This window comes from Alteromonas sp. MmMcT2-2, from assembly GCF_022348305.1.
In the GTDB taxonomy this organism is placed as follows: Bacteria; Pseudomonadota; Gammaproteobacteria; order Enterobacterales; family Alteromonadaceae; genus Alteromonas; species Alteromonas macleodii.
In genome coordinates, this window is sequence record NZ_JAKRFA010000093.1 from 1 (window position 1) to 4,612 (window position 4,612).

5 protein-coding genes are annotated in these 4,612 nt (G+C 43.8%); 2 read left to right on the forward strand and 3 right to left on the reverse strand.

Annotated features, from left to right (window positions below; all coding sequences use genetic code 11):
- Window positions 1–367: 367 nt before the first annotated feature.
- Complete coding sequence (gene cspD / locus MHM99_RS20750; protein WP_014949330.1) at window positions 368–586, reverse strand: cold shock domain-containing protein CspD; 219 nt, start codon at window positions 584–586, stop codon at window positions 368–370.
- A gap of 243 nt (window positions 587–829) precedes the next feature.
- Here cspD and clpS point away from each other — a divergent pair, with 243 nt between their 5' ends.
- Window positions 830–1,150 carry an ATP-dependent Clp protease adapter ClpS gene (gene clpS, locus MHM99_RS20755; protein WP_014949331.1) on the forward strand — a complete coding sequence of 107 codons (321 nt, stop codon included), beginning with the start codon at window positions 830–832 and terminating at the stop codon, window positions 1,148–1,150.
- 24 nt (window positions 1,151–1,174) lie between these two features.
- Window positions 1,175–3,451 carry an ATP-dependent Clp protease ATP-binding subunit ClpA gene (gene clpA, locus MHM99_RS20760; protein ID WP_168533514.1) on the forward strand — a complete coding sequence of 759 codons (2,277 nt, stop codon included), beginning with the start codon at window positions 1,175–1,177 and terminating at the stop codon, window positions 3,449–3,451.
- Window positions 3,452–3,629: 178 nt separating this feature from the next.
- On the opposite strand, the gene infA is transcribed toward clpA, so the two are convergent.
- Window positions 3,630–3,848: a translation initiation factor IF-1 gene (gene infA, locus MHM99_RS20765; RefSeq protein ID WP_014949333.1), complete on the reverse strand. Its 219-nt coding sequence runs from the start codon at window positions 3,846–3,848 to the stop codon at window positions 3,630–3,632.
- A 75-nt stretch (window positions 3,849–3,923) separates the two neighbouring features.
- Window positions 3,924–4,529: an arginyltransferase gene (locus MHM99_RS20770; RefSeq protein WP_343213296.1), complete on the reverse strand. Its 606-nt coding sequence runs from the start codon at window positions 4,527–4,529 to the stop codon at window positions 3,924–3,926.
- Window positions 4,530–4,612: the final 83 nt, after the last annotated feature.

The following is a 4,612-nucleotide window of genomic DNA, read 5'->3' on the forward strand; positions in this document are numbered from 1 at the left end:
ATTGACTTCACGAAAAAGCCGAATATATGGCAGCAATGAATCACGTTATTAAATCAACACGGTGTCTTGCAATCGGAGAGGGTCCATATATGGTATAAGGGCTAATAAAGGGTAGGGCGATATACCTTATGTTTTGGAAAGGAATGTATAAGAGGGAGATAAAAGGAACAGGAAAAAAGCTCGTTGATTGTTTACTTTGTACTATTACGCAACTTTAATACACAACGTTAAGATAACGTAATGCTTATTTTTGTAGGGAAAATTAAAACGCAGTTATCCGCACAGGCGCTTTACTGCACCTACACATTTTGAATGGCAAGAAAAGCAAAAGCCCGACGTATAGGGTCAGGCTTTGAAAATTCTTTTCTTAACGCTCTGGTTCTTCTTTGAAGCCAATGTTCTCAGCGTGAAGACCTTTAGGCCCTTGCTGAACTTCGAACGTTACTTCTTGACCCGCTTTTAGCGAACGGTAGCCTTCCATTTGAATCGTAGAGTAATGCGCGAAAATATCTTCGCCGCCGTCCTCAGGAACGATAAATCCAAAACCCTTTGCGTTGTTAAACCATTTAACTTTGCCAACCGCCATACTTCGACTTCCTCTTAATCCTTGAACTCACGAGTATATGCCCCCATTATAGATCCGGAGACACGGTGGAAAGAGTATTGATTGTAGCTGCTACGCAGTAAGTTATGTCGTAGCTAACGTGCAATACTCAAAACCACTATACAAAATGTAGATTTTTTAACCATATTATGTCAAGGGCAAATGTGAATAAATTTATCCAAAAGTTTGTACACATATGTGCCATTAAACCACTATTATTAAGTTATGAGTAAAGACAACGCTATTAGTATCGAAAAGGAAAAACAGAAAGACGCGCAGCGACAGAAGCCGCAGCCGCCTCCCATGTATAAAGTGTTGTTGAACAATGACGACTATACACCGATGGATTTTGTCATTGAGGTACTCATGCAGTTTTTCAATATGGACGCTGAGAAAGCCAACCAACTTATGCTGACCGTTCATTATCAAGGAAAAGCCGTGTGTGGCATTTTTACTGCTGAGATAGCAGAGACAAAAGTGATGCAGGTTAATCAGTACGCACGCAAACATCAGCACCCGTTGATGTGCACGATGGAGCAGGCATAAGGTTTTTTGTAGAGGGCGAGCAATATGTTAAATAAAGAATTAGAACAAACGTTAAATAACGCGTTTGTATTTGCCAGAGAGCATCGTCATGAGTTTATGACGGTTGAGCACTTGTTGTTGGCATTGCTTGATAACTCAGCTGCTCGCGATGCGCTCAAAGCGTGTGGTGCCGATATTGAGGCAATTAAAAGCGAACTGTTAGCTTTTGTTAAAGATACTACGCCTCTCATTTTAGATGATCAGTTAAACGAACGCGAAACTCAGCCCACGCTCGGTTTCCAGCGCGTGCTGCAGCGTGCGGTATTCCACGTTCAGTCGTCTGGTAAGGACGAAGTTACTGGCGCCAACGTACTTGTTGCTATATTCAGCGAGCAAGAGTCTCAGGCCGTTTATATTCTCAAGAAGGCGGATGTAACGCGCTTGGATGTGGTGAACTTCATTAGCCATGGTGTAAGCAAAGCGGATGATGATGAGCCCGTAAACCCCGAAGCGTCGGAAGAGGCTGAAGCAGGCGAAGAAGGTGGCTCAGCATTAAGCAAATACGCAACTGACCTGAATCGTCACGCGAAAGACGGCAAAATAGACCCGTTGATTGGCCGCGATTCGGAAGTAGAGCGCACTATTCAAATTCTATGTCGTCGTCGCAAAAACAACCCGCTGCTAGTAGGTGAAGCGGGCGTAGGTAAAACGGCGATCGCAGAAGGTCTTGCATACAGAATCGTTAACGAAGACGTGCCTGATGTTATTGCTGAAAGTACCGTTTACTCACTGGATTTAGGTGGCCTTCTTGCTGGTACCAAATACCGTGGTGACTTTGAGAAGCGTTTGAAAGCAATTCTGAAAGAGCTTGGCAAAGACAAGAACGCCATTTTGTTTATTGATGAAATCCATACCATTATTGGTGCTGGCGCTGCGTCGGGCGGTGTAATGGATGCGTCAAATTTACTTAAACCTAAGCTATCAAGCGGTGAACTACGCTGTATCGGCTCAACCACATATCAAGAATATCAAGGTATTTTTGAAAAAGACCGCGCCCTTGCACGTCGTTTCCAGAAAGTTGACGTTACTGAACCTAGCGTCAGCGATACCACAAAGATACTGCTTGGCCTTAAGAGTCGCTACGAAGAGCACCACAATGTGCGTTTCACACAAAAAGCGATTCAAGCTGCGGCGGAATTGTCGGCTAAATACATCAACGAGCGTCACCTTCCAGATAAAGCCATTGATGTAATGGATGAGGCGGGTGCAAGCCAACGTCTGTTGCCGCCTTCCAAGCGCAAAAAAACGATAGGTGTGGGCGATATTGAGCAAATTATTGCAAAAATGGCGCGTATCCCTGAGAAGTCTGTATCGGCTTCTGACAAAGAGGTGCTTAAGAACCTTGGCCGCAACCTTAAAATGGTCGTGTTTGGTCAGGATAAGGCGATAGAGACGCTTAATGACGCTATATTGCTATCACGTTCTGGACTTGGAGCTGAAGCAAAACCAATTGGTAGCTTCTTATTCGCCGGTCCAACTGGTGTTGGTAAAACAGAAGTAACCCAACAGCTGGCTAAAATCATGGGTGTTGAGCTTGTACGTTTTGATATGTCTGAGTACATGGAACGTCATGCAGTTAGCCGCCTCATTGGTGCGCCTCCTGGTTACGTTGGTTTTGATCAAGGCGGTCTGTTAACAGATGCGATAATCAAAAACCCGTACTCAGTAGTGCTGTTAGATGAAATTGAGAAAGCGCATAGCGATATCTACAATATTCTTCTTCAGGTTATGGACCACGGTACGCTGACTGATAACAATGGACGTAAGGTTGACTTTAGAAACGTAGTGTTAGTGATGACCACCAACGCAGGTGTTCAAGAAACGGTACGTAAATCTATTGGCTTTAAGCAGCAAGATCACAGTCACGATGCGATGTCTGAAATCAATAAGGTGTTTACACCTGAATTCAGAAACCGCCTGGACGGTATTATTTGGTTTAACCATCTTGATCCTGAAATCATCTTGCAGGTGGTAGACAAGTTCATTATTGAGCTTCAGGCACAGCTTGACGTTAAAGGCGTGTCGCTAGAGGTCACCAGTGCAGCCCGCGCTTACATGGCTGAGAAAGGCTATGATAAGGCAATGGGTGCACGTCCTATGGCGCGCGTCATTAAAGATGACCTGAAGAAAGAGTTAGCGAACGAGCTATTGTTTGGCGAGTTATCTAAAGGCGGAAACGTTAAAGTAGACTGCGTTGATGACAAACTTACCTTTGAGTACACAGGTGTAGGTGCAACGTCTGAAGAAGCAGAGCCAACCTAATGTAATAAAGCATGTAGCGCTAGGTAGAAAGACTAATGTCGTCTATCAAGCGCTATATCTTACGTTAGTAACTTTGCTTTTAGCGATAGTGCTTCGAGGATGAAATAGGTAAAACCCAGATACGAAAAAGCCCGATCTTAATCGGGCTTTTTTTATGCGTTACCGCTTAAATGGCTCATTATCTTGCGCGATAAACGATACGACCTTTGGTCAAATCGTAAGGAGTCATCTCAACGGTGACCTTATCGCCAGTAAGAATACGGATATAGTTCTTACGCATTTTACCAGAGATATGTGCAGTCACTACGTGACCGTTTTCTAGTTCAACGCGGAACATAGTGTTAGGTAGCGTGTCTAACACAGTACCTTCCATTTCAATACAATCTTCTTTTGCCATGTAAAGCAGTTACCTCAGTAATTCAAAATTTTTGCCGCGCAGACCTTACCCAATCTTGGGTTCGGTGTAAAGCAATTAAGTGGGTATTTTACTATTTTTGCTAAATAGATGCCATTCATTGTCACTAAACTGCTCAAATGGCAAAAATTTGTGTTTATAAGACATTTTTTGACAACCCTCTACGTAATAGCCCAAATAAACATAGTGGTGGCCTAAACGCCTCGCTTCCTCAATTTGCATGAGTATCATCCATGTACCTAAAGATGCAGAGCTATACTCAGGGTCGAAAAACGTGTAGAGCGCAGAGAGTGCACCCATATGTTCGTTAGCATCGACGACGTCAGTGACAGCCACTGCAATGAGCTTGTCGCCATCATAGGCCTCTAGGTAATGGGTTGTCATCCAATCACACAAAACGAAATTTTCGAATTGGGTTCGTGACGGCGGATACATACTACCGTCGGCATGTCGCTCCGTAATGTAGCGTTCATACAACGGGTAGTATGTGCTTTTAGTTTCACTAACTAGCTGAACGCGAAACCCTTGGTTGGCCTTTAACAGCCTTTTTTGACTGCGAGAGGGGGTATAAGCATTCACCGGAATTCGCAACGACTTACATGCCTTGCAGGCTGGGCAGTGTGGACGGTAAATTTGTTCACCGCTTCGGAGACTGTAACTAATTTTGTGTAACTGCCTATCTCAATTTACTCTATAGAGAGTTAAGGATAGGCAGATGAACATGAATAAGAAAGAGCTTGAAGCTT